Source organism: Candidatus Andeanibacterium sp. (assembly GCF_057143545.1).
Genome location: NZ_DBNHSF010000105.1, coordinates 1 through 21,745 on the forward strand (window position 1 = coordinate 1; position 21,745 = coordinate 21,745).

16 protein-coding genes and 1 pseudogene are annotated in these 21,745 nt (G+C 64.1%); 9 read left to right on the forward strand and 8 right to left on the reverse strand.

Annotated elements, in window-relative coordinates; all coding sequences use genetic code 11:
* The 4 genes and pseudogenes from AC16XC_RS06745 to AC16XC_RS06760 all read right to left on the reverse strand — a co-directional run.
* A pseudogene (locus tag AC16XC_RS06745) lies at positions 1 to 895 on the reverse strand (alpha-N-arabinofuranosidase); the annotation flags it as partial.
* A gap of 15 nt (positions 896 to 910) precedes the next feature.
* A complete protein-coding gene (locus AC16XC_RS06750; RefSeq protein WP_484033884.1) occupies positions 911 to 1,534 on the reverse strand; it encodes a 2-dehydro-3-deoxy-6-phosphogalactonate aldolase in 624 nt (207 codons plus the stop codon).
* A complete protein-coding gene (locus AC16XC_RS06755) occupies positions 1,524 to 2,393 on the reverse strand; it encodes a 2-dehydro-3-deoxygalactonokinase (RefSeq protein WP_484033885.1) in 870 nt (289 codons plus the stop codon). Before AC16XC_RS06755 ends, AC16XC_RS06750 begins: the two co-directional genes overlap by 11 nt.
* Positions 2,390 to 3,703, reverse strand: coding sequence for a sugar MFS transporter (locus AC16XC_RS06760; protein ID WP_484033886.1), 1,314 nt, complete (start codon positions 3,701 to 3,703; stop codon positions 2,390 to 2,392). Before AC16XC_RS06760 ends, AC16XC_RS06755 begins: the two co-directional genes overlap by 4 nt.
* 53 nt (positions 3,704 to 3,756) lie before the next feature.
* On the opposite strand from AC16XC_RS06760, the gene AC16XC_RS06765 reads away from it, so the two are divergent.
* From AC16XC_RS06765 to asnB, 9 genes are all read left to right on the forward strand, one after another.
* Positions 3,757 to 5,553 (forward strand): IlvD/Edd family dehydratase, encoded by a 1,797-nt coding sequence (locus AC16XC_RS06765; RefSeq protein WP_484033887.1) that lies wholly within the window; start codon positions 3,757 to 3,759, stop codon positions 5,551 to 5,553.
* Positions 5,554 to 5,562: 9 nt separating this feature from the next.
* Positions 5,563 to 6,555: an AraD1 family protein gene (gene araD1, locus AC16XC_RS06770; RefSeq protein WP_484033888.1), complete on the forward strand. Its 993-nt coding sequence runs from the start codon at positions 5,563 to 5,565 to the stop codon at positions 6,553 to 6,555.
* Positions 6,552 to 7,478, forward strand: a complete 927-nt coding sequence (locus tag AC16XC_RS06775) for a Gfo/Idh/MocA family protein (RefSeq protein WP_484033889.1) — start codon at positions 6,552 to 6,554, stop codon at positions 7,476 to 7,478. The genes araD1 and AC16XC_RS06775 overlap by 4 nt, the downstream gene beginning before the upstream one ends.
* Before the next feature lie 9 nt (positions 7,479 to 7,487).
* On the forward strand, positions 7,488 to 8,222 hold the full coding sequence (locus tag AC16XC_RS06780) for a FadR/GntR family transcriptional regulator (protein WP_484033890.1): 735 nt from the start codon (positions 7,488 to 7,490) through the stop codon (positions 8,220 to 8,222).
* Positions 8,219 to 9,349, forward strand: a complete 1,131-nt coding sequence (locus tag AC16XC_RS06785; RefSeq protein WP_484033891.1) for an aldose epimerase family protein — start codon at positions 8,219 to 8,221, stop codon at positions 9,347 to 9,349. Before AC16XC_RS06780 ends, AC16XC_RS06785 begins: the two co-directional genes overlap by 4 nt.
* A 398-nt stretch (positions 9,350 to 9,747) precedes the next feature.
* Positions 9,748 to 10,152 (forward strand): hypothetical protein, encoded by a 405-nt coding sequence (locus AC16XC_RS06790; protein WP_484033892.1) that lies wholly within the window; start codon positions 9,748 to 9,750, stop codon positions 10,150 to 10,152.
* Positions 10,149 to 11,573 (forward strand): sodium:solute symporter family protein, encoded by a 1,425-nt coding sequence (locus tag AC16XC_RS06795; protein WP_484033893.1) that lies wholly within the window; start codon positions 10,149 to 10,151, stop codon positions 11,571 to 11,573. Before AC16XC_RS06790 ends, AC16XC_RS06795 begins: the two co-directional genes overlap by 4 nt.
* Before the next feature lie 115 nt (positions 11,574 to 11,688).
* The gene (locus tag AC16XC_RS06800; RefSeq protein WP_484033894.1) at positions 11,689 to 12,780 is read left to right on the forward strand and encodes an aspartate/ornithine carbamoyltransferase family protein; all 1,092 of its coding nucleotides are present in this window, start codon (positions 11,689 to 11,691) and stop codon (positions 12,778 to 12,780) included.
* A 37-nt stretch (positions 12,781 to 12,817) separates the two neighbouring features.
* Positions 12,818 to 14,770: an asparagine synthase (glutamine-hydrolyzing) gene (gene asnB / locus AC16XC_RS06805; protein ID WP_484033895.1), complete on the forward strand. Its 1,953-nt coding sequence runs from the start codon at positions 12,818 to 12,820 to the stop codon at positions 14,768 to 14,770.
* Positions 14,771 to 14,797: 27 nt separating this feature from the next.
* Here asnB and AC16XC_RS06810 read toward each other — a convergent pair whose 3' ends face one another.
* From AC16XC_RS06810 to AC16XC_RS06825, 4 genes are all read right to left on the reverse strand, one after another.
* Positions 14,798 to 16,087: a cytochrome b/b6 domain-containing protein gene (locus tag AC16XC_RS06810; RefSeq protein WP_484033896.1), complete on the reverse strand. Its 1,290-nt coding sequence runs from the start codon at positions 16,085 to 16,087 to the stop codon at positions 14,798 to 14,800.
* Between the two features lie 80 nt (positions 16,088 to 16,167).
* Positions 16,168 to 17,412 (reverse strand): allantoate amidohydrolase, encoded by a 1,245-nt coding sequence (locus tag AC16XC_RS06815; protein WP_484033897.1) that lies wholly within the window; start codon positions 17,410 to 17,412, stop codon positions 16,168 to 16,170.
* Between the two features lie 236 nt (positions 17,413 to 17,648).
* Positions 17,649 to 21,098 carry a TonB-dependent receptor gene (locus tag AC16XC_RS06820; protein WP_484033898.1) on the reverse strand — a complete coding sequence of 1,150 codons (3,450 nt, stop codon included), beginning with the start codon at positions 21,096 to 21,098 and terminating at the stop codon, positions 17,649 to 17,651.
* Between the two features lie 275 nt (positions 21,099 to 21,373).
* The coding region (locus AC16XC_RS06825; RefSeq protein WP_484033899.1) for a 2OG-Fe(II) oxygenase family protein at positions 21,374 to 21,745 on the reverse strand (372 nt) is incomplete at its 5' end.

Here is a 21,745-nt window from a genome sequence, read left to right on the forward strand (position 1 = left end):
TGAGCGTGGTCTGGAGGATCAGCGCATAATCGTCCTCGCCGAAATCGGTGCTCGGCAGCGAGGGCGGCCATTGCGGCACGGTGTAGGAGTGGAGCGAGAGGCCTTCCATCGACCAGCTCCAGTCGCGCTCGGCCCAGGCCTTCATTACCGCTTCGGTATAGCGCGTGTCGTCATCCGAGGGGCCAACCGCGACCCGCTGCATCACATGCTCGCCCGCTTGCTGCTCCGGGTTGTAGTTGCGGGTGAAGCGGGCGAAGCGCTTGAGGAGGTCGGCATAGTGCTCGGGCCGCATATTGCCGCCGCAGCCCCAGTTCTCGTTGCCGATGCCGAGGAACTTGACCCGGTAGGGCTCGGCCTGGCCGTTGGCGGCGCGCTCCGCCCCGGCGGCGCTGCGCTGGTCGGCGGTCATGTAGGCCATCCATTCGGAAGCCTCCTCGAGCGTGCCCGAACCGACATTGACCGAGACGAAGGCCTCGGTCCCGACCTGGCCGACGAAATCGAAGAACTCGTCGGTGCCGAATGTGTTGGGCTCCAGCGCGCCGCCCCAATTGGCGTTGACGGTGGCGCGGCGGGTGGCCCCGACGCCGTTCTTCCAGTGATATTCGTCGGCAAAGCACCCGCCCGGCCAGCGGATATTGGGCACCTTGATCGCCTTCAGCGCCGCGACCACGTCGCTGCGGATGCCGCGGACATTGGGGATCGGGGAATCCGGCCCGACCCACACCCCGCCATAGATCCCGGTGCCCAAATGCTCGGCGAACTGGCCGAAAATCTGGCGGTTGATGGTCGGGCCGGACTGGTCGGCCGCGATGCTGACGGTGGTGTCCTGCGCGGCGGCCTGCGGCGCCGCTGCGAGCAGCGCCAGCGCCGCCCCGGTTGCGAAAATGGCTTTCATGTCCTCTCCTTTCGGTCAGCCCTTGAGGGCCGCGATGATCTGTTCCGCGCCTGCGCGCACTTCGGCGGCGCTCCGCCCCGGTCTATAGAGCGCGCCGCCCAGCGCCACGCCCTCGGCCCCGGCGCCGCGCCAGTCCCCCACATTCCCGGCATCGACCCCGCCGACCGCCCACACGCCGACCTCGGGCGGCAGCACATCCTTCAGCGCCTTGAGATAGGCTGCTCCATGGGCAAAGGCTGGGAACAGCTTGAGTTTGCGCGCTCCGGCAGCGACCGCCACGAAGGCCTCGCTCGGGGTGAGGAAGCCGGGCATCACTTCGAGCCCGCGCTCGATCCCGCGCGCGATCACTTCCGGAGCGGTGTTGGGTGCGACCAGCAGCTTCGCCCCGGTGCCGGCCAGCCGGTCGGCCGAGGCGGTATCCAGCACCGTTCCCGCGCCGATCAGCGCCCGGTCGCCGAAGCTGTCCTGCAGCGCGGCGATCGATTCGAACGGCTCGGGCGAGTTGAGCGGCACCTCGATCATGCGGATGCCCGCCTCGATCAGGGCCGCGCCGATCTCGACCACTTCGCCGGGCCGAACTCCGCGCAGGATCGCGATCACCGGCGGCGCGCCATCGGCCAGGAGTTCGTCAATCGTCACCGAGCAGCTCCAATCCGGCGATGGCGCAGGCCTCGCCGTCCAGCTGGCGCGGCTCTGCGCCGTACCTGGCCAGCGCTTCGGCGTAGCGGGCGCGAAGCTCCGGCTCCCCGATCACGGTCACCACGCCTTGCGGCGCCATTTCGAGGACTTCCGTCCCGACCAGCAGCCCCGACAGGAAGCCGCGAGCCCAGCCGGGGGACTGTCCGTCGACCAGCTGCGCGCTGCGGGCTTCGAACAGGCTGCCGGACAAACCGCCGCCTTCCAGCGCCCGGTCGAGGCCGTCGGAGATGCCCTCGCGGTCGCCCGGCCCGGCGGGCCCACCGTCCAGCGCCAGGCTCGATTGCCCCAGCAGCGCGAACAGCTCGCCGGTCAGGAAGGTCCTGAAACCGGCGATGCTCCCGTCCGTAACGCGGGCCCACTTGCTGTGCGTGCCGGGCAGCACCAGCCAATGGGTTCCATGGGCGAGCGCAGGATCGAGCGCCATCGCGCCGAAGATCTGGGTTTCCTCGCCGCGCATCACGTCGGGCCGGCCCTGCAGGCCGCGGCAGGAAAGGCCAGCTGCAATCGCGATGCTGCGATCGCCGAGTCCGAACGAGGTTGCGGCCCCTGCCCAGTCGCCGCAGGCGGCGGGACAGGGCAGGTATGGAACTTCGCGCAGGCCGCCCCGCGCTCCGGCCATGCCGCACAACACGATCCGTTCGGCAGGCCAGTCGCCTACTGTTTCGAGCAGGACAGCTTGCGGGTCGGGTGCCTCGAAAATGCCCGGGCCTTCGCGGCGTTCGGCGACTTCGCCGCCTGCCATTCGCCAGAGCCTGAGCCGGCTCGAACCCCAATCGCCCAGGACGATCGATCCGCTCACTCCTGCGCCGTTGTCAGCTTCTCGGGCGGCAGGGCATTGGTCGGCCTGCTGCCCCACAGCGCATACCAGAAGACATAGACTTCGCAGGCGACCGTCAGCCAGAAGCTGTTCTGCAGCCCGTACATGTCTGCCAGCCAGCCTTGCACCACGACCAGCGCGCCGCCCGCGATCGCCATGATCAGCAGGCCGGAAGCCTCTTCGGTCAGCGGGCCGAGCCCCTTGATCCCCATGGCAAAGATCGCCGGGAACATGATCGAATGGCACAGCCCGACCAGGATCAGGCACCACATCGCGATCGGCCCGTGCAGGGTGCTGGCCCCGACCATCACCAAGAAGGCAGCACCGGCATAGACCGCGAGTACCTTGTCCGCCGGGAAGGCGCGCATGATGAACGCTCCGGCGAAACGTCCGACCATCATCCCGCCCCACATGAGGACGAGGTAATTGGCGGCCTCGGCGGGCGTGATCCCGGCAATGTCGGGCAGGATCGCAAAGTTGATGAACAAATTGGCGACGCCGATCTCGGCGATCAGGTAGATGAAGATCGCCGGCACCCCGAAGACCAGGTTGCGATGTTTCCAGAGCGAGAGATGCTTGCGCTCCTCGGCATTGGCGCGACGGGTTTCCTGGCCCAGCGTGGGCAACTTGGCCCGCGCGATGACGACCGCGATGATCACCAGCACGATCGCCACCAGGATGTAGGGCAATTGCGTCGCCTGGGCGTCGGCCAGCCGCTCGGCCTGGGTGAGCTGGGTGCCTTCGAGCGAAGTCCCGCCGACCGTCCGGCTGAGGATCAGATAGCCGCCGAAATAGGGCGCGAAGAAGGTCCCCATCGAGTTGAACGCCTGGACCAGGGTGAGGCGGGATTCGGAGCTTTCGGGCGGGCCGATCACCGCGACATAGGGATTGGCCGCGACCTGCAGCAGGGCGATACCGCAGGCGATCGTGAACAGCGCGATCAACGTCACTTCGTAGGACGGGATCCGCGCGGCCGGGACCATTCCCAGCGCACCCACGGCCATGACGATGAGACCGATAACGATCGCCTTCTTGTAGCCGACCCGCTCGATCAGGAAAGCCGAGGGCACCGAAGCCACGAAATAGGCGATGAACCAGACCGATTCGATCAGCGTGGTCTGGGTATAGCTGAGCTCGAATACGCTCCTGAGGTGCGGCAGCAAGGTACCGTTGATGACGGTGATGAAGCCCCACATGAAGAACAGGCTGGCCAGCAGCGCCAGCGACTTGCGGTAAGGCGCGCCGCCCGCCGCCTTGGGCTGGGCCGATGCCTGCGGTTCCGTTCCCTCCACGCTCGTCCTCTCCAAACTTGCCTGTCTATTTGTATGAGTATATCTGAGGCGATATGACGTCAACACTCGACCGAAAGTTGCGCTCCGCCGCCTGGTTCGACAATCCGGACAATATCGACATGACGGCGCTCTATCTTGAGCGCTACCTCAATTTCGGGATCAGCCTCGAAGAGCTGCGCTCGGGCCGCCCGGTGATCGGCATTGCCCAGACCGGAAGCGACCTCTCGCCCTGCAACCGGCATCACCTGGTGCTGGCCGAACGGGTGCGGGAGGGCATTCGCGAGATGGGCGGGATCGCCATCGAATTCCCGGTCCACCCGATCCAGGAGACCGGCAAACGCCCGACCGCGGGGCTCGATCGCAACCTTGCCTTCCTGGCCCTGGTCGAAGTCCTGTATGGCTATCCGATCGACGGCGTGGTGCTCACGATCGGCTGCGACAAGACCACCCCCGCCTGCCTGATGGCGGCTGCCGCGGTGAACATCCCGGCGATCGCGCTGTCGGTCGGGCCGATGCTCAACGGCTATCACAAGGGCGAACGCACCGGTTCGGGCACGATCGTGTGGAAAGCGCGCGAAATGCTCAGCCGCGGCGAGATCGACGACGACGAATTCATCAAGCTGGTCGCCTCTTCCGCGCCCTCGACCGGTTATTGCAACACCATGGGCACGGCGACGACGATGAACAGCCTCACCGAAGCGCTCGGCATGTCGCTTCCGGGCTCGGCCGCGATTCCCGCGCCATATCGCGACCGCCAGGAATGCGCCTGGCGCACCGGCCGGCGGATCGTCGAAATGGTGCGCGAGGATTTGAAGCCGTCCGACATCATGACGCGCGCGGCGTTCCTCAATGCGATCGCGGTCAATTCGGCGATCGGCGGATCGACCAACGCGCCGATCCACCTGGCCGCGATCGCCCGGCACATGGGCGTGGAGCTCGATATTCGGGATTGGCAGGTCCATGGGCACAAGGTCCCGCTGCTGGTCAATCTCCAGCCGGCGGGCGAGTATCTCGGCGAGGATTTCTACCGCGCGGGCGGCGTACCGGCGGTCATCAACCAGCTGATGGGTGCAGGGCTGATCCGCGAGGACGCGCTGACAGTCACCGGCAGGACCATCGGCGACAACAACCGCACCGCCGAGATCGAGGACGAGGAGGTGATCCGCTTTCTCGACGACCCGCTGCGCGAGGATGCAGGTTTCATCGTGCTTTCGGGCAATCTGTTCGACAGCGCGGTGATGAAGACCAGCGTGATCTCTGCCGAGTTTCGCGCGCGTTATCTTTCCAATCCCGAAGATCCCGAGGCATTCGAGGGCCCGATCGTGGTGTTCGACGGACCCGAGGACTATCACGCGCGGATCGACGATCCTGCGCTTGGTATCGGCGAAGACACCATGCTGATCATGCGCGGGGTCGGGCCGGTCGGCTACCCCGGAGCCGCCGAAGTGGTGAACATGCGTGCGCCGGCCTATCTCCTGCGTGAAGGGATTCGCGATCTTCCTTGCATCGGCGACGGGCGGCAATCGGGAACCTCCGGCAACTCCTCGATCCTCAACATTTCTCCCGAGGCGGCGGTCGGCGGCGGGCTGGCGTTGCTCAAGACCGGCGACCGGCTCAGGATCGACCTGCGCAAGGGCACGGTCGACGCGTTGCTGTCCAGCGAGGAACTCGAAGCGCGCCGCGCCGAGCTGGAAGCAGCGGGAGGCTATGGGTTTCCCGAGGCGCAGACCCCGTGGCAGGCAATCCAGCGCGGGCTCACCGGCCAGCTGGAAACCGGCGCGATCCTCGAAGGCAGCGAGGCGTTCCAGCGCATCGCCCAGACGCGCGGACTGCCGCGCGACAATCACTGAGGTCTGACAATGGCGGATGCGCCCACGATCCGGTCACTGGTCCAGTTCGAGCGCGACGGACTTCGCGGCGTGGCAGGCCTCGACAACGCAGGCGTGGCCCGTGCGATCGAGGGAACCCGAACCACGCTCGAACTTGCCGGGCAGGCGATCGCCGCCGGCCGGTGCCTGGCCGAACTTGCGCGTGAGCTGGCCGGCGAGACTGTCGATCTGGCCTCGGCCAGGCTGCTCCTACCGGTCGACCATCCCGACCCGGCGCACCTGACCGTCAGCGGAACCGGCCTGACCCACCGCGGATCGGCCGAGGGGCGAGACCGGATGCACCAGGCCGCCGCCGCCGGAAATGCGACGGATTCGATGCGAATGTTCCTGCTGGGAGAGGCGGGCGGCAAGCCCGAAGCGGGCGCAATCGGCGTCCAGCCCGAATGGTTTTTCAAGGGCACCGGGGCGACGCTCGTCCCGTCGGGCGAGACGATCGCCATGCCCGGCTTCGCGCTCGATGGAGGGGAAGAGCCCGAAGTGGCGGGGATCTACCTGATCGACGCGGATGGCGCCCCGGTCCGGCTTGGTTTCGCGCTCGGGAACGAGTTCTCGGATCATGTCACCGAACGGGAAAACTATCTCTGGCTGGCGCATTCGAAGCTGCGGCAGGCTGCTCTGGGTCCCGAATTGCTGCTGGGCGAGTTGCCCCAGGATGTGCGTGGGATCAGTCGAATTCTGCGCGACGGAGCAGTTCTGTGGGAGAAGCCCTTCGCTACCGGCGAGGCAAACATGACGCATTCGATCGCCAATCTCGAACATCACCATTTCAAATATGCCCAATTCAGGCATCCCGGCGATGTGCATGTCCATTTCCTTGGCACGGCGACGGCCAGCTTTGCCGACGGCATCGAGACCCGGCCCGGTGACCGGTTCGAGATCGAGGCCGATACGTTCCGCCTGCCGCTGCGGAATGCGCTGGCCCGGATGGCGAACGAGGGCCTGGTCCGGGTGCGGGGACTATGAGCGTGGTACCGATCGGAATTGTCGGCTGCGGCAAGATCGCGCAGGACCAGCACCTGCCTGCGATTGCCGCCACCGAGGGGTTCGAGCTGGTCGCAGTCGCCGATCCCGTGACAACGATGGAGGGGCTTCCATCCTATCCTGGACTGGCCGAAATGCTCGCCGCTCATCCGGAGATCTCGGCAGTCTCGTTGTGTATGCCGCCAGTGCATCGCGCCGAGGCCGCGCGCGAGGCAATCCGGATGCGCAAGCATGTGCTGCTTGAAAAGCCGCCCTGTGCCTCGATCGTCGAGGCATGGGAGCTTGTCGCGGCTGCTGAAAAGTGCGGCATAACGCTGTTCACCGCGTGGCACTCCCAGTTCGGAGCGGCCGTCCCGGCTGCTCGCGACTGGCTTGCCGACAGATCAATCGAATCTGTTCGGGTGACCTGGAAAGAGGATGTCAGGTTCTGGCATCCCGGCCAGGCTTGGATCTGGCAGGAAGGCGGGTTCGGCGTGTTCGATCCCGGCATCAACGCGCTTTCGATTCTTTCCATGGCCCTCCCGGGCGAATTGCGACTGGTTGACGCGGAACTGAGCGTGCCGGCCAATTGCGCCACGCCGATCGCGGCGCGGCTTTCGCTGTCCCTGGATGGCAAGATACCCGTCTCGGCCGAGTTCGATTTTCGCCAGGCGGGGCCGCAGAGTTGGGACATCGAGATCAGGACCGATCGCGGATCGGCGAAACTGGCGGCGGGCGGCAACCGGTTGGAGATCGATGGCGTGGAACAGGTCGTGCATGAGCAGCCCGAATATCGCGCCCTCTATGCCCGATTCCTCTCTCTGATCCGGTCCGCCAAGAGCGAGATCGACCTCGTCCCCCTGCGGATCGTCGATGACGCCCTGGCCGGCGGCCGGATCGTCCGGGTCGAGCCGTTCGAGGAATAGGCGCCAAAAATGAACGCAACGCCGAAATCGGGAAAGCCGCGCAATTTGAGGCTCCACCAGGCCCTGGCGCGAGACCTGGGGATCGCGATCCTCTCGGGCGATTATGCGCCGGGCGATGGCTTTGGCGGCGAGATCGAGCAATCGGAGGAACTGGGAGTTTCGCGCACCGCCTATCGCGAGGCCATGCGTATCCTCACCGCCAAGGGCCTGCTCGAAAGCCGTCCCAAGGCCGGCACCCATGTCACCGCGCGCCGCCGGTGGAACCTGCTCGATCCGGACATGCTCGAATGGATGTTCGCCGGTACGCCGGACGAGCATTTCGTCCGCGACCTGTTCGAACTGCGCGGAGTGCTGGAACCTGCCGCGGCCGAGCTGGCGGCCGTTCGCCATGACGCCGATGACCTTGCCAGAATGGACGAGGGATTGGCCGGGATGCGCAAATATGGCCTGGCGAAACCCGAAGGCCAGGCCGCCGACCAGCAGTTTCACACCGCCTTGCTCGAGGCGACGCGCAACGAAGCGCTGATCTCGCTGGGCACCTCGGTAGCCGCGGCCGTGCGCTGGACGACGCGCTTCAAGCAGCAAGCCAGCAAGCATCCGCGCGATCCGCTGCCCGAACACGAGGCGCTGCGCGACGCCGTCGCATCGCGCAAGCCTGCCCTCGCGCGCAAGGCGATGCAGGAACTCCTGCGCCTGGCGCTCGAAGACATGCCCAAGCTCAAATTGGAGGATCCCGAACGATGAAACAGAGCATATTGATCGCGGCCACGTTGGCCCTGTCGAGCGGAGCTGCGGCCGCCGCCGAGGCCGAGCGCGACCACTTCGGAACGCTGCCTGACGGGCGCGAGGTGGAAGCGGTGGTGCTGTCCAACGATAGCGGCATGAGCGTACGGATCATCGCTTATGGCGCGCTGATCCAGGCGCTGAATGTTCCAGGACGAGACGGCTCCGAAGACATCGTGCTCGGCTATGACGGGATCGAAGGTTACCTTGAGGCGCCGAACTATTTCGGGGTCTCGGTCGGGCGCTATGCCAATCGCATCGGGGGCGCTCGCTTCACGCTGGACGGAACGACCTACCAGCTTGCGGCCAACGATGGGCCCAATGCGCTCCATGGCGGCATCCAGGGCTTCGACAAGCGGTTGTGGGACATCGCCGGGGTTTCATCGGCAGCAAACGAGGCCAGCGTTACCTTCCTGCTGGTCAGCCCTGACGGCGAGGAAGGCTATCCCGGCACGCTGTCGGTCAGCGCGACCTATACCCTGACCGAAGCGAACGAGCTCGCGATCGACTACCGCGCGGTCACGGATGCACCGACCGTCGTTAACCTCACCAATCACGCCTATTTCAATCTTGCCGGGGCGTCATCGGGCGTTTCGATCCTCGACCAGGTGCTGACCATCCCGGCGGATCACTACACGCCGGTCGACGATGTCCTCATTCCGACGGGAGAGTTTCGCGCTGTCGAGGATACGGCATTCGACTTCCGCACGCCCACTGTCATTGGCGATCGCATCCGCGATGGCAGCGACGAGCAGATGCGCTTCGGTCGCGGCTATGATCACAACTGGGTAGTCAGCCGGGCACCGGCCGCAACCGAACAATTGCTGGCCCGGATGGAAGATCCCGCAAGCGGGAGGGTTATGGAGATATTCTCCAACCAGCCCGGCATCCAGTTCTATTCGGGTAATTTCCTCGACGGGACCGTGACCGGCAAGGGAGGGACGATCTACCGCATGGGCGATGCGCTGTGCCTCGAACCGCAGGTCTTTCCGGACACGCCGAACAAGCCCGAATTCGGCTCGGCCCGGCTCGATCCCGGCGAGAGCTATCACAACCGCATCCTCTATCGATTTTCGGTTGGCGGATGATCGGGGCCGGGTTGCTTCCCGGCTGCCAGCACTGTCACGGATTCCTGCCGAAGCCGGGCCCCGATCGCGCATGGGCGAGCGGTTGAGGAGCAGCGACCGGTTCACAGGACCGTTTTCATTTGGTAGGGGCCGCAGGCTCTAGAGCGATTTCGAGCGGGATGGAAGCATCTGGCGACTCGGAAATCGCGGCAAAACCGAGACCTGGAGCGTCGACTTTGATGCCATCAAAGTCGATAGCGCTCTAGGCACACCAGCAGGCGCTCCGGCAGTTCGGCCGGCAGGACGGGCAAGGACCAATCTTCCATTCCAGCGAGCATCTCGCCACGGGGCGCGATACCGCCTCTCATCGTCATTTGGCGTTCGAAGTTCACGAACCGCGAAGGCTGCTCCCGGGGCGAATGACCGTTCCGGCCATCGCGGCCTTCGCGGCGGGAATGCTGGCCTGTACACCTGCCCAGGCGCAGGACCTCGCGTTTGTCGCGGGGGATTCAGCCGCAAGCGACACGGGCCATATCCTCGTCGAGTGGGAAGCGCCCGGCGAAGCCGTGCTGATCATTGCCGGCAGTCCCGATTTCGCGGACGGGGAGGCGCTCTACCAAGGGAGCAACAAGGCCTATTTCCTCTCCGGCCTCGAAGGCGGCGAGTACTACCTGATGTTGCGCGATGACGAAGGCCGCCAATCCGAAGCGCTCCACCTGGCGGTCGAGCACCAGTCGCTCGCCCGGGCCTATTGGCTGACCCTGATCGGCGCGATCATCACCCTGGCGACGGTTGCGGTGATCTTCAGGGGGGCTCGGCCATGAGCCCCGGCGGCGCGCTTCTTGACCCGAATACCGGCTGGACCCTGCTGGCGATCTTCAGCGTGTTGTGGGTCGCACTCGGCTTCTATTGGGGCCGCCGCAACAGGAGCTTCGAGGACCATGCCCTGGCCGGGCGCAATGTCGGGCTCGCGCTTGGCTCGGCGACCGCGGTCGCGACCTGGATCACCTCCAACACCACCATGCTCGCCCCGCAATTCGCGCTCGAGCTCGGTATCTGGGGGATGCTGGCCTATTCGATGGCGGCATTCGGCCTGCTGCTGTTCGCGCCGATGGCCAGGCGGATCCGCGAATTGATGCCCAATGGCTATACTTCGGGCGATTTCTTCCGCCTGCGCTATGGCCGCGTCGCCTGGGGCGTATTCCTCGTCTTCACCCTGTTCTATTCGCTGACCTGGCTGGTGAGCATGGCGATGGCGGGCGGCATCCTGCTCAACGCGCTTTCGGGCATTCCCTATGTCTGGGGGATGAGCGTGATCCTGTTCGTATGCGTACTTTACACCATGCGCGGAGGGCTGGTGGCGGTGATCGGGACCGACTTCATCCAGAGCATGATCATCCTGGTGGGGATCGTCGTGGTCGGCTTCACCGTGCTGCAGAATGTTTCGGTCGAGCAGATCCATGCCAATCTCGCAGAGAACAAGCCGATGCTGGCGACAATCCTGTTTCCCGCTGCGCTGATGGCGATTTTCAACAACCTCCTGTTCGGCATCGGCGAAGTGTTCCACAACAATGTCTGGTGGAGCCGCGCCTTCGCCTTCCGCAAGACTGTCGCGGGCAAGGCCTTCGCGATTGCCGGGCTGGTGTGGCTGCCGATCCCGATCGCCGCGGGCTTCATTGCGCTCGCTTCGGGCGCGCTTGGCGTGGGCGTGCCGAGTCCCGACATGGTCGGCCCCCTGGTGATCGCCAATGTGCTGGGCGAGATCGGCGCGATCGCGATCTTCATCATCGTGTTCTGCTCGCTCGCCAGTTCGATCGACAGCCTCCTGGCGGCTACATCCGACCTGCTGACCGAAGACGTCTATCGCCGGTTGTTCCATCCGCTGGCCAAGCCGGAATCTCTCAAGAAGGTCGCGCAATGGATCACCTTGCTACTCGGCCTGGGTACCTGGGCAGTCTGCGTCCCGCGCATCGGGACCCTTGCTTCGGTGCTGTTCTTTGCAGGACCGCTGGTCGGCGCCCTGATCTGGCCGATCGTGACGGGGCTGTACTGGCGCAGGGCCAACAGCCTGGGTGCGGTCGGGGGGATGCTGCTGGGCGGCGGCATCGGCCTCGTCAGCTATTTCCAGATCGGCTGGTATGTTGCGAGCACGATCGGCACGGCCGTCTCGATGGCCTGGGTGCTGGCCTGTGCCTGCTTCTCGAAGACCCGGTTCGACTGGGCAAGGCTGAGAGAGGGTATCTGATGTTTTCTTCCACTTTCCTGGCGGTGCTCGTTTACGGATCGCTGATCTGGTGTGCGGCTTCCGCCACCGCCCTGATCGCATTGCTGGTGCGCGACATTTTGTCGGGGTCGAGCTGGTGAGCGTTCCCGCTGCGCAGGTCGCGCACAAGGCCGACCCCCAACGCCAGGCCGGAAGGCTCGGCAATTGTCCCGATCCGGAGGCCGTTCTGCAGCACGCGCCCAAGCTGCGCCTCGATGTGCTCGACCGGCTTATCAACAGCTCGATCCTCTCGGCGGCGCAGTTCGACAAGGAATTGCTGGCCGAGCTGGTCAAGCTCGCGGCCTATCTCCAGACCCGGAAATACCCTGCGCGCAAGGCGCTCGAGGACAAGATCATGGCCGCGGCCTTCTTCGAGCCGAGTACTCGCACGCGCCTGTCTTTCGAAAGCGCAATGCTTGCGGTCGGAGGCAACACGATCAGCGTTGCCGATGGCAAGACGACCGGCGTCGCCAAGGGCGAAAGCCTGCGCGACATCGGGCAGATGTTCAATTCCTATGCCGACATAGTGGTGGTTCGCCACACCGAGCAGCGCGCGGTCGCGGACATGACGGAATATCTCCGCATTCCGCTGATCAATGGCGGCAATGGGTCGGACGAACACCCGACCCAGGCACTGGCCGACTGGTATGCGCTGCTGAAATGGCGTCCGGAAATCTGCTTCGGCAGCATTCCGGAAAAGTTCCGCATCAATATCGGGATAATCGGCACGCCGGGGAACATGCGCACGGTGAAGAGTTTTCTAACCCTCGCGCTGCTGTTTCACGAGAACATCAACCACATCACGATCTTCTCGGAAATGGCCGATCCGCTGGGCGACGAGATGCGCGAGCTGTGTGACAAATCGCCGATCGGGATCAATTTCTCGCGCGACCTCAAAGGGAGCCTCGAATATCTCGATGTGATCTACATGAACGCGATTGCCTTCCTGGGTGACGGCTACCGCTTCTACGACGACCAGTTCCAGCTCGATGCCGGGAGCAGACTCAAGCTCGATACGGTGATCCTGCACCCGCTGGCGCGCGGGCCGGAACTGGACACCGATCTCGATGACACGGTTCACAACCTCTATTTCAACCAGGCCGACGGCGCCGTGTGGATGCGCCAGGCCCTGCTGCTCGCGATCTTCGACCGGGTCAGGAATACCCTGCCCGACGACCTCCTGGTCTGATCCCGACAGCGCCCCAAGACGAGGAAATCCAAACCAAATGTGCGGAATCGCCGGGTCCTGGACCCCAAACGCCTATCGCGAGGACATGCCGCAGATTGCCATGGCGACAGCGGAAAGGCTGCATCATCGTGGCCCCGATGGCTGGGGCCAGTATCTCGACCCGGATAACGGGCTCGCCATGGTCCATACGCGGCTCTCGATCATCGGCCTCGAGGCCGGCGACCAGCCGATCTCCGGCAAGCAGGAGGATGGGACCGACGGCCTGATCCTGACCGTCAATGGCGAGTTCTACGACTATCGGCGGCTGCGTGGATTGCTGCGCACCGATGGCTATGAATTCACCACCAGGTCCGACAGCGAAATCGCCCTCAAGCTGTTCCACAAGCACGGGTTTCACTTCATGGAGCATTTGCGCGGCGAATTCGCCTTCGCGATCTTCGACGAGAAAAGGCAGCGGCTGATCCTGGCGCGCGATCGCTTCGGCATTCGCCCGTTATTCTACCATGTCGGTGAAAGGGGCATCTTCTGGGGCAGCGAGATCAAGGCGATGTTCGCCCATCCGGACGTACCCCGCACGATGTGCCCCAAGGCCCAGCTCCACCAGATGATGCAGGTGATGGTGCCGGGAATGACGCTGTTCGAAGACATCCACGCGCTCAAGCCGGGGCACATGCTGGTGGTGCAGAAGACCGATAGCGGCTTCGAGATCGAGGACAGGATCTATTGGGACGCCGAGTTCCCGCTTGACGGCGAGCATGACGACCTGCCCGACGAGGAGCATATCGAGAATGTCCGCGCCGCGCTGGTCGAAAGCATCGCCCTGCGGCTCGAAGCCGATGTCCCGGTTGCCTGCTACCTGTCGGGCGGGATCGACAGCTGTTCGATCATCGGCATGGCCGCGGCGATCCAGCAGAGCCCGGTGAAGGCCTTTACTATCAGCTTCGACGATGCGCGTTACGACGAAGCGGCGATCGCCACCGAAATGGCCGAAAAGGCCGGGGCCGACCAGGACATCCTCAACATCAAGGCGGTCGATCTCTACGGCAGGAATTTCGAGGACGCGGTCTATTATTCGGAGCGCACGTTCTACAACACGCTCGGCGTCGCCAAGATGCTGATGAGCCGCCATGTCCGCGAAACCGGATACAAGGTGGTCATCACCGGCGAGGGCTCGGACGAGCTGTTTGGCGGCTATGCCCAGTTCAAGGCTGACCTCTTCCTCCACGATCCCGCCTATGCCGAGACCGGCGCCGGCGACGAGATGAAACAGCGCAACGCGATCTTTTCCGGCTCGGTGCTCGCCGAACAGCAGGTCAGCCACCCGGCGTTCGAGGAACTGATGGGCTTCACGCCCGGCTGGATCCAGCCCTGGATGCTGGTGCTCGAACGGGTCAGGCCGCTGCTCAGCGAGGAGTTCAAGGCGAAGCTCGGCGATTACGATCCAGTCGCTGCGATCGCCCAATCGCTCGACAAGACAATGCTCGACGGACGGCACGTGCTCGACAAGGTCCAGTACAGCTGGATCAAGACCATGCTCGAAGGGCAGATTCTCAATTGGGGCGGCGACCGGGTCGACATGGCGAACAGCCTCGAAAGCCGTCCGGCCTTTCTCGACCACCATGTCGCCGAACTCGCGATGCGCATCCCGCCGCATGTCCGCATCCGCGACGGAATCGAAAAGTGGGTGGTGCGCGAGGCGATGAAGCACGTCCTTCCCGAAGTGCTCTACAAGCGCGAGAAATTCGCCTTCATGGCTCCGCCCGCGCATACCGACGCGGCCAAGACCGCCGAGATCGACAAGTTGATCGACAAATGGCTCTCACCCGAAAGGCTGGCCGAAGTCGGGATTTTCGACGAGACCAGGCTGCGCCAGTCGATCGACGATTATCGCAAGTCGAAAGATCACGCGCACAACACCCGCAAGGACATCATCCTCAACCACGCAATCGCGCTGCATGCGATGGGCGATTTGCTCGTCCCGGCGGGCTGATCAGGCAGCCGGCGGGTGTTCTGCGGTTCAGCTTCCCACTCGTACGGCGTCGAAGGCGAACTCGACCCGAACCTGCGCGCCAAGGCTTTCCGCCTCCTGACCGGTGCCGACCGAAAAGGCCGTCCGGTTGATCGAGCCGCTGCCGCTCACCGAGTGCCTGTTACCGGTGCCGACGAGCGTGAAATCGATGCGCTGCGAATGGCTGCGGCCCTTGAGGGTTAGCGTCCCGTCGGCACGATAACTGTTTGCGCCGGTCTGCCGGACTGAAGCGGAGCGGAAGATCGCGACCGGGTTGGCTGCGGTGGCAAAGAAATTTTCGCCTTGCAGCATTTGCGTCTGGGTCGCATCGGACATGGTGGCGCTGGCGAGGGCGACCCGGACGGTAATCGACGCCGTGCCCGGATTTTGCGGGTCCATCGCAATGTCCGCATCCCATTGGCCGAAACTTCCGCGGATCAGCGAGCCTTCGTTGTCGAGGGAGAAGCGCAGGGAGCCGCCCGGCTGGACTGTCCAGGACGGGGGTTGTCCGGATCGGGTGGCGGCAGCCGCCGGTTCCGCAGCCGGTTCGGCTTCCGTCCCGATTGGCTCTTCGACCTCTCGCTCGCCTGTCCGTCCGTCCTGGACTTCGCCGGCTTCAACCCCTTCCTCGCCCGATTGCACGCGTGGCCCGGCTGCCGGCGAAGCGGCTGCGACATCCGGCCCCCGGACCGAAGCACTTGGCGCTGCAAGGACAAAGACTGCCGCGCCAAACGCGATGACCGCGCCTCCCAAGAGCAGCGCAAGGGCCTGAGACCCGCTGGGGCTCATCCGTTCGAGCACACGATCCTTGAGCAGGAACTGGTGCCGCAACGCCCCGGCGACATGCAGCGCAAACAGGGCTAGTCCGAGGAAGGCCAGCCACTCATGCAGGTCTTCGGTTCGATCGTTGAGCGCCTCCGGCAGCGGCAGGTGCGGCCACGGCACTACTCCGAAGAGCAGGGTCGGAACTTCCATCTCCGCCGTCGAGACGATCGCCCAGCCAGTCAGAGGAGTTGCGACAAGAAAGACGTAGAACAGCGCGTGGACCAGCGCAGCCAGCCTTCCGGTCAGCCCTGTCTCGCCCCTTGGCGGAGGCTTGTTGCCGATCCGCCAGCCGAGCCTGGCAAGGGTGAGCAGCAGGATCGTGATGCCGATCGACTTGTGCAGCTGATAGAGCGCGAATCCGCTGGCATCGCGCGGCATGGAGAATCCCAGTGCGATCTCGCCGGCGACGAGCAGGGCCAGCAGCCAGTGAAACATTATCGCCACCCGGCTGTAGCGTTCCGCTCCGACCGACATCACTTGCCTGTCCTTCCCTGTGGCGATTTGTACAAGTGCCGCCCGATCATTGCCTCGACTCTCCTCTCCGCCCCGGAACCTCAGGCGGCAACTCGCTCGCAGGCCAGTTCCATCACTGTTTCGAACAGGAGCTGTACCCCTCGCTCGATATCCGACCAGTGAGTCCATTCGTCAGGAGCGTGGCTGACTCCGCCGACCGAGGGGACGAAGATCAGCCCGGTCCTGGTATGGCTGCAGAAAAACTGGGCATCGTGGCCCGCGCCCGAGGGCATGAGCTTGTAGCTGTAACCAAGCTCCCTTGTCTTCTTCTCGATCAGCGAGACAATGCCCTCGTCGCAATAGGCGGGCTTGAGCCAGCTCATCTCCTCATACTCGAATTTCAGCTTGTGCTTGCGGGCGATGCTGGAAAGTACCCGGCGGCAGGCATTGGCGAGTGCGCGCATGACATCCTCGTCGAGGTCGCGCCCGACAATCGTGAAATCGGCTTCGCCGGGCACGGTGTGCGGAAAGCCCGGCTTCAAGGCGACATGGCCGATGGTGATGCGGCTCTTGTCGGTCCCTTCCTCGTCGATGATCCGCTGGATCTCGTGCGCGAAATCGGCGATCCCCATGAAGGCGTCGCTGCGCATGTCCATCGGCGCGGTCCCGGCATGATCGGCCTTGCCGATCAGGCGACAATTCCACTTGAAGACGCCCGATATTCCCTCGACGATCCCGATGGTGAGCCTTTCGGTGTCGAGTACCGGCCCCTGCTCGACATGCACTTCGAGGAATGCCTTCAGCTCTTCCGGCCGGCGATAGGCGCGGAGCGCACCGTTGGGATCGAGCCCAACCTCCGCCATCGCGTCCTTCAGGGCGTTGCCATGTTCGTCGGCCGCGGTCTCAAGCCACTCGCGGGTCAGGTGCCCCGTCATCGCCTGCGCGCCGAGCATGCCGCCAAAGCGGCCTTCCTCCTCGCTGGTACCGATCACTTCGATCGGCAGGTGCGGTTCGATTCCGTGGTCCTTCATCGAGCGGACGACTTCGAGGCCCGCCACGACGCCCAGCACCCCGTCGAAAATCCCGCCGGCCGGAACGCTGTCGAGATGCGACCCGATGGCGATTGCCGGCCCCTCCGCCGGGCCAAAGCGCCCGATGACGTTTCCCGCACCATCCATCCGGTGCTCCATGCCAAGCTCGTCGAAGGCATGGCCAAGCCATTTGCGCGCTTCCATGTCGGCCTCGCTGAAGCCCTGGCGATATACGCCGCGATCGGCCTCGTGCAGCCCGAAACGCGAAATGGCGAGAATGTCCTGTTCGATCCGCTCGATACTTACCTGGGGCACGTATTCTCCTGCCGTTGCGCCGCGATAGCTTAATCGCTGCAAGCGGGGCAGGGCAAGCGGCCAGACCCGGCAGATTGGACGAGCTCCTCGATCGCGTCGTGGTGCGCCCCGGCATGGCGTTGCAGGTCCGGTCCGGAACTGGCTGCAAGTTCGGCCAGGCCTTCGGCAGATTGCGTACAATTGGGGCGGCACCGAACGGCGCCGCCCCTCACCCGCTCAGCGCGGACGCTGGTCGTTCAGAACTTGTAGCGCGCGCCGAGCTGGATTTTCCAGACCGAGCTCGAGACCGAGACGCTGGGCGAATCATCGGGGTTGAAGCCGGTGATGATGTAGCGGCCCTGGCTGTCGAAGCTCCCATCGACGAGGTCGACCAGCTGGCCATCGCCGAACTGGCCGATGGTGCGGAAGGTGTTCCAGCTGCTGTCCAGCAGGTTGAGGACATTGTCGATGTCGGCAAACAGCTCGAACCGGTCGTTCCCGCCGAAGAACTGCATGAAGCCGGGAATCTCCTGGCTGATGCGCAGGTCGAGGTCATAGACCCAGTCCTCGGTGCAGGTGTTCGAGTCGATCGTCCGGCCCGAATAGCCTTCGGCGCATTCCAGCCCCGCGACATAGTCCAAAAGGTCCGCAACCGCGTCCGGATCGGACATCGGCGACACATTCGGATCGTTCAGCCCGCTCGGGATGTAGAGCGGGTTGTTGTCGCTGCCCGCGGCGCTGTCGATGAAGGCGCCGCTGCCGTCGAAGGTCAGGGTGTAGGGGCGGCCCGAGCGAGCGGTGAAGAACAGGCCGACGCGCGTGTCGTAGCCGTCCCAGAATTCCTCGCGCAGGTTGACCGTGAAGGTGAAGCGATGCTTGGTTTCGTAGTTCGAAGTGCCGACCGACGGATTCTGGCGATCGAAGATGGCCGCTTCGTCATAGCTCGAGGTCGCCGTCGAGCTGTTGGCATTGCGGAAATTGTCCGAGTCCATCCAGGCGTAACCGAAGCCGACGTCGGTGCCGCCGCCGGATGTGAACAACCCGCCATCGAAATGCTTGGCGAGGATGATCGAAGCGACGTGGCTATCGTAGCTGGGGCCATTGGTCAGCTGCAATTCGTCGTCGCGGGCGCCGCTGGAAGTGAAGCATGCCGGGGTCACGTTGGACCAGACCGGCGGCGTGCCGCCGGTGCCCGCCAGAGTTGCATCGCAGCCTGCCCGCGAGGCATCGATTGAGCGGTAGATCGGCCGACCGTCCACGGTGTAGCCGTTGAGGCCGAGCGCGGGGTTCACGGTATATGCCAGGTCGACCCAGTTGATCGGGTCGATGAAGTGACTGTAGATATAATCGAGATCGAGCCGCCAGTTGTCGAAGAACCCGTTCCCGCCGCCAAGATAGGTTGTGAAGCCCAGATTTGCCCGGAGCACGGTCGGATTGTCGAAATTGGGGTCGGTCGACTGCACGGCATTGCCGCCCTGGGACGCCACGTTCGACGCGGCGTCGATCGCGCATTGCGGCATGCCGGTGAAGACGCCGTCTACGACAACATCGAACTGGCCGTTCATGTCGAGCAGTCCGGCGCATTCGCTGTCGAATGTGTCGCCATCGGCAAAGGAAAAGCCGTTGTTCGAGAAGGCGTTCGAGAAATAGACGATCGGGTCGCCGCCCGAAAACACGCCGACCCCGCCCTTGATTACCGAGTCATTGAAGAAGCCCTGGTCGAACAGGTCATAGGTGAATCCGAACCGTGGCAGGATCACCGGATCGATATCGCTGAACGCGACCGCGTTCGAAAAACCGAAGCGATTGATGAAGTTCGGGTTTTCGCGCGGAGCATCGCCTTCATAGAATTGCACCCGCACGCCGGCGGTCAGGCTCAGCTGGTCCGATGCCTGCCATTCGTCCTGGGCATAGACCGACCAGATGGTCCGCCCGAAAGTGGCCGAAGCTTCGTTGATATCGCCTGAACCCGTGGCGGCGATCGTGCCGCCGCCCAGGATGTCGCCGAAGTCGTTCCCCTCATACACTTCGAGCGCGCCGTCGAACGAACTCGAATAGTCGCCGGGAGCGACCAGGCCGGCGGCGAAATCGTCGAAGCCGCGGAAAATGAGCGTGCCGGTCGCGTTGGTCGCGAAGAGGTTGTAGACCGAAAGGTCGCTGACTTCGGCGCCGAATTTCAACTGGTGGTCGCCAACGTCGATATTGACCTGGAACTTGGCCTGGTCGACCTTGGTGTCGAGCGCGTTGGCGGAACGGAAGATGCCCGGACCGGTGGTCAGCAGACCATATTCGTCGGTCACGCCCTCGATCGGTTCGAGCGCGACCGCGAGCCGGACGATCGGATTGTCCGACTGGGCTTCGCCGCCGCCAACCGGTCCCTGGACGTCGCCAACTTCCGAGCGCGACAGGCGCAATTCGGTCGAGACCGAGTCGCTCCAGTTCGAGAACAGGCGGAATGCGTAGTAGTCGGAGATTGTCCCCTCGTCCTCGAAGCTGTTGAGGCCGGTCAACTGGTCGCTTCCGACGTCCAGCTCGACATTGGTCTCCTCGAGCCGTTGGTAGGTTGCCTCGAAACGGTGATCGTCGGTGATGTAGCCGTCGAGACGGCCGAAATAGCGCACTGAGGATTCGGGCAGGGTGCGGGGATAGCCGCCCACATCCTGGCCATACACATCTTGCGCAATCTGCGCGAAGGTCTCGAACTGTTCGATCGTGACGAAGTCCGCTTCGTTGGGGAAGCCGGCGCCCGACGGGCCGAATTCGTTGGTGTCGCCAAGATCGGTTTCCTCGTAGCCGAAGAAGAACCACAGCCGGTCCTTGAAGATCGGGCCGGAGAGAGTCGCACCCCAGCGCTTCTCGTTGAACTCGCCGGGATCGAAGTCCATCCCGTCGATCGTGCTGCCGCGCAGCCCGTCGTCGCGATAGGCGAAGAAGGCACTGCCATGCCATTCATTCGAGCCGGACTTGGTGACGGCGTTGATGAGGCAGCCGGTGAAATCGGAATATTCGACATCGAAGGGCGCGAATTCGACCGAGGTTTCCTGGATCACGTCGTAGGGAATGGGCATCGCGTTGCGCGAAGCGAAGGGCGTGCCGTTGAGGCCGAAGGAATCGGCCTGGACAATGCCGTCAACCGTAAAGGTGTTGGCACGGTCGTTGCCGCCCAGGCAGGAGATGCGATCGACTTCGTTGTCACGGTCGAGGCTGACGCGCGGATCGATCCGGATAATGTCGCGAATGTCGCGCGAGACGGACGGGAAGTTTTCGAGCGTTCCGGGGCCGAAGGCGATGCCGGGGCCGTTGGCCACCTGGGTTGCGCGCACGCGTTCGCCGGTAACGGTGATCAATTCTTCGCCGCTCGAAGGAGAAAGGACGAAGCTGAAACTCGATGCTGCCTGCGTGGTGGTATACTGATTCTCCACCACCTGGCCTTCGAAACCGCCGGCTGTGGCGGTGATCGTGTAGGGCCCGCCGGGTACCAGGTTTACCGCGCGGAAGCGACCGCCGCTATCGGTGACGATCGTCCGTTGCTGGCCGGTCCTGGTGTCGAGCACGGTGACGGTGGCGCCGGGCAGGGCAGATCCGTCATCGGTCGTCACCGTGCCCTCGATCGTCGAGGTCACCTGCTGTGCGAGAACCGGCGCGGGAAGGACGACGCTGGCCGACAGGCTGACGACGCTGGCGGCGAGGAGATATTTGAGCTTCATGGCGAGGGGACCCCCTTGAGTGGTAGCTGACCGGTGGTGTCCCTATGGAGCGCGTTGGTCGCAAGCGTGTCCGTTCCATGACGGATTGGTTACAACGGCAACTTGAGCAATCTTCCTGTCGAGGAAACTCCGGTTAGCCACTGCAACCACTTGATAAAATCGGTATTGTTGCTGCACTGCAACATCCCCGAAAAAACGACGCTGCGGGAGTTTTCAACAGGCTTTCAACAGGGCTGCGACAAATTGCGACAGCATCGCCGCATCTGTGCGGCGACTCACGCCAAGTTTATCTCGCGCAGTCGCTGGAGCAGGAAATCGTGGCTCGAAAGCGGTTCGGGATAAAGGTTCGGGTGAGCTTCATCGACGCATTCGGGCAGCGTCTCGATCGTGAAATCGGGCCGGAAATGGAGGAAGAACGGCATCGAATAGCGCGACCGCCGGGCTGCCTCGCCGATCGGGTTGACCACGCGGTGCTTGGTCGAGACTAGCCGGTTGTTGGTCAGCCGCTCGAGCATGTCGCCGATATTCACCACCAGCGCGCCCTCGGGCGGAGTAATCGGCAGCCACTCGCCCTTGGCGGTCAGCAGTTGCAGCCCGGCCTCCTCGGCCCCCAGCAGCAGGGTGATGGTGTTGATGTCGCCATGGGC